Below are 3,930 nucleotides of genomic sequence, written 5' to 3'. Positions count from 1 at the left end.
GTCACCTCGCGGCCCTCGACGTACAATGTCTCGGGCACCGAGACGACCGCGCGCATGTATGCGAGCCCGAACGTCGCCACCAAAGTCAACATCGTGCATGCGGACCGCAACACGCCGGGCTTCATGCGCGCCCCGCCGGACACGCCCTACATGTTCGCGCTGGAGTGCGGCATGGACGAGCTGGCCTACGCGCTGGGCATGGACCCGATCGAGCTGCGCCGCGTCAACGACACCCAGACCGACCCGATCAGCGGGCTTCCCTTCTCCAGCCGCGCGCTGATGAAATGCTTCGACCAGGCCGCCGCGAAGTTCGGCTGGGCGAAACGCAATCCCAGGCCCGCCTCGATGCGCGACGGCGACTGGCTGGTCGGCTACGGCTGCGCGACCTCCTGCTATCCGTCCAACATCGGCCCGGCCGCAGCGCGCCTCTCAGTGACGGCGCAGGGCAAGGCCACCATCCAGATGGCCGGCCACGAGATCGGCACCGGCGCCTATACGGTGGTGGCCATCACGGTCGCCGACAAGCTGGGCCTGCCGCTGAAGGACATCACCGTGCTGATGGGCGATTCCGACCTGCCGCCGGTGCCCGGCGCCGGCGGCTCCAACAACGCCGCCTCGACCACCAACGTCGCCGCCAAGGCCTGCGAGGAGGTCCGCAGCCGCCTGGCCACGGCCGCCGTGCAGAACAACGCCGGCCCCTTCGCTGGCGCCGAGGCCTCTGCGCTGCATCTGCGGGACGGCGCCCTGGTCGGTCCCGGCGGCAAGTCCGAGCCCCTGGCGACGGCGCTCGCCCGCGTGGCTGGCGGCGCTCTTGAGGTCTATGTGGAGAATGTGCCTGCCGGCATGCCGCCGGATTCCGCCGCCGGCCTCTACCAAGGCAAGATGGCCATGTCGCGCGGCACGGGCCGCAAGGACGTCACGGCTTACGCCTTCGGCGCCCACTTCATCGAGGTCCGCATCCACGAGCGCACCCGCGAGATCCGCACGCCGCGCATCGTCTCGGCCTTCGCCGCTGGAACCATCGTCAATCCGCTGGCCGCCTACAGCCAGTTCATGGGGGGCGCGATCTGGGGTGTCTCCTCTGCCCTCTTCGAGGCCACCGAGATCGATCCGCACGCCGCGCGCTATGTGAACACCAACCTCGCCGACTACCTGGTGCCGGTGAACGCCGACATCGGCCAGCTGGACGTGATCTTCGTGGCCGAGGAAGACGCCCGCGTGAACCCGTTGGGGGTCAAGGGCATCGGCGAGATCGGCATCGTCGGCATGAACGCCGCGGTCGCCAACGCCGTCTTCCACGCCACCGGAAAGCGGGTCCGCGACCTGCCGATCCGCATCGAGGACCTGCTCTAGAGGCGCAGGTCCGCGGCGTCCTTCGGCAACACGCTCTTGACGTCGAACAGCACCGCCTTCGGGCCCCCGAAGGCCCGGATCGCGTCCGGCCCCAGCTCGACGAACTGGCGGTGCGCCACGGCCAGGACGATGGCGTCATAGGCGCCCGCCGCGGGCGCTGCGATCAGGTCGAGACCGTACTCGTGGCGCGCCTCGCCGGCGTCGATCCAGGGGTCCCAGACGTCCACCGCCGCGCCACGGGCTTGCAGGTCGGCGATGATGTCGATCACCCGGGTATTGCGCAGGTCCGGGCAGTTCTCCTTGAACGCCAGGCCCATCACCAGCACCCGCGCACCCTTCGCTACGACGCCGCGCCGGTCCATCTGCGCCATCAGTTCGCGCGCCACGTAGGGGCCCATCCCGTCGTTGATCCGCCGTCCGGCCAGGATCACCTCGGGGTGGTAGCCCAGCTGTTCGGCCTTGTGGGTCAGGTAATAGGGATCGACGCCGATGCAGTGGCCGCCGACCAGGCCCGGACGGAAGTTCAGGAAGTTCCACTTGGTCCCGGCCGCGGCCAGCACTTCTGAGGTGTCCAGGCCAAGCCGCTGGAAGATCATCGAGAATTCATTGATCAGGGCGATGTTCAGGTCCCGCTGGGTGTTCTCGATCACCTTGGCGGCCTCGGCCACGCGGATCGAACTGGCCCGGTGCGTGCCCGCGGTCACCACCGAGGCATAGAGCGCATCGACGAAGGCGGCGGCCTGCGGCGTCGAGCCCGCCGTCACCTTGACGATATTGGCCAGGCGGTGGGTCGGGTCGCCCGGATTGGCCCGCTCGGGGCTGTAGCCGGCGAAGAAGTCGCGGTTGAACTCGAGACCTGAGACCTGCGCCACCGCCGGCACGCAGTCCTCCTCCGTCGCGCCGGGATAAACGGTGGATTCGTAGATCACCACGCCGCCCTGCCCGATCGCTCCGCCCACCGTGCGGCTGGCCGCCATCAGGGCCGAAAGGTCCGGCCGCTTCGCAGCATCGATCGGCGTCGGCACGGTGACGATGAAGACGTTGCAGGCCGCCAGGTCCGCCGGGTCGGAGCTCAGCTTCAGCCCCTTCGCCGCCGCCAGCTCCGCCGAAGTGACCTCCAGCGTCCGGTCCTCGCCCGCCGCCAGTTCGGCGATCCGCTCGGCCTTGATGTCGAAGCCCACGACCTCGTGCTCGGCGCAAAACGCCACCGCCAGCGGCAGCCCCACATAGCCCAGCCCGATCACCGCGATCTTCGCGGGCGTTCGGGTGAAGGGATTGGTCAGCATCAGGATCTCGTGGCCGGCTCGGGTGGCCGGTCACTAGCACGGTTTCCGCTCAGGGCGATGGGCGGCCCATCGGCGGTCCGGCCGGGCGCCATCGAGGGTCCAGGGCGCCTGCGTCCGCCGGCCCATGCCGCGCGACGATGTCCTTCTGCAGCGCATTGGCGGCCATGGCCTGGCCGCGGAACAGGGTGTCCATCGCCCAGCCGACCACCGGCACGTCGCTCATGGCGCTGTTGATCGCCATGTAGCCGGCCATCCGCGTCAGCGTCCAAGGCGCGGCCTTGGCCTTCACGCCCTCATAGAGCAGCAGGGCCGCGGACCCCAGGCTGTAGACCGTGCCCGCCACCGGCACCCAGGCCAGCACCCCGTCGAGCCCAAGCCCCCATGGCCCGATCCGGATCAGGTTGTCGGACAGTTGCTTGATGCGCTCTGCGTTGCGCCAGGCGCGGTGCGCCCGCTCGCGGTCGGCTTCGTCGTCCATGGCGCCTCCGGAACGTCCTCGAAGACCGGGAAGCTCCAGTAGGCCGCGCCTAACCCCAAAGATCGGGTGAAGGCGGGGAGATCATCGAGCCTTCGATCACCAATCCCGGTTCGCGGTCGCGGATGAGCAGGAGCGGTCCGTCGAGGTCCGCCACCTCCACGCCCTGTGCGAGGATCATTGCGGGCGCCATGGCCAGCGACGTCGCCACCATGCAGCCGATCATCAGGCCAAGGCCCGCCGCGCGGGCCTCGGCGGCGAGCGCCAGGGCCTCGGTCAGTCCGCCGGCCTTGTCGAGTTTGATGTTCACCAGGTTGTAGCGGCGCGCGCAGGCCCCCAGTTCGGCGCGAGTGTGCAGGCTCTCGTCGGCGCAGAGCGGCACGGGGCTGTCATAGCCTTCCAGCGCCTCGTCCTGCCCGGCCGGCAGGGGTTGTTCGACCAGCATCACGCCAAGACGCGCGAGCTCCGGCGCCAGGCGGCGCAACTCCTCGAAGGTCAGGGCCTCGTTGGCGTCGACAACCAGGCGCGTCCGGGGCGCGGCTTCCCGCACCGCCGCCACGGCGTCGAGGTCGTCGCGGGCGCCGATCTTGAGCTTGAGCATCGGGCGGCGCGCATTGGCGCGCGCCGCCTCGGCCATCGCCTCAACCGGTCCCAGGCTGATGGTGAAGCACGTCTTCACCGGGTCGAGCCGGGCGCGGCCGGCCAGGGTCCAGGCGCGGACCCCGGCCCGCTTGGCTTCCAGGTCCCAGAGCGCGCAGTCGAGCGCATTGCGCGCGGCGCCCGCCGCCAGCAGGCCCTGAAGTTCGCCGCGGTCGG

The 3,930-nt window shown here is 70.1% G+C and carries 4 protein-coding genes; 1 reads left to right on the top strand and 3 read right to left on the bottom strand.

The features are described 5' to 3' along the window. Positions 1–1,353, top strand: a 1,353-nt coding sequence (locus E8A12_RS13290) for a molybdopterin cofactor-binding domain-containing protein (protein ID WP_293369464.1), incomplete at its 5' end; no start/stop codon positions are given. Here the strand turns inward: E8A12_RS13290 and E8A12_RS13285 are convergent. From E8A12_RS13285 to E8A12_RS13275, 3 genes are all read right to left on the bottom strand, one after another. After that, positions 1,350–2,639: a nucleotide sugar dehydrogenase gene (locus E8A12_RS13285; RefSeq protein ID WP_293369462.1), complete on the bottom strand. Its 1,290-nt coding sequence runs from the start codon at positions 2,637–2,639 to the stop codon at positions 1,350–1,352. The two genes, E8A12_RS13290 and E8A12_RS13285, sit on opposite strands and share 4 nt — an antisense overlap. A 49-nt stretch (positions 2,640–2,688) precedes the next feature. After that, positions 2,689–3,117 carry a DUF4112 domain-containing protein gene (locus E8A12_RS13280; RefSeq protein ID WP_293369460.1) on the bottom strand — a complete coding sequence of 143 codons (429 nt, stop codon included), beginning with the start codon at positions 3,115–3,117 and terminating at the stop codon, positions 2,689–2,691. 49 nt (positions 3,118–3,166) lie between these two features. After that, positions 3,167–3,930 (bottom strand): enolase C-terminal domain-like protein (locus E8A12_RS13275; protein ID WP_293369457.1); only part of this gene is annotated, 764 nt, incomplete at its 5' end.

It is taken from the genome of Phenylobacterium sp., assembly GCF_004799395.1.
GTDB lineage: Bacteria > Pseudomonadota > Alphaproteobacteria > Caulobacterales > Caulobacteraceae > Phenylobacterium.
This window is presented reverse-complemented; position numbering and strand designations above follow the sequence as displayed.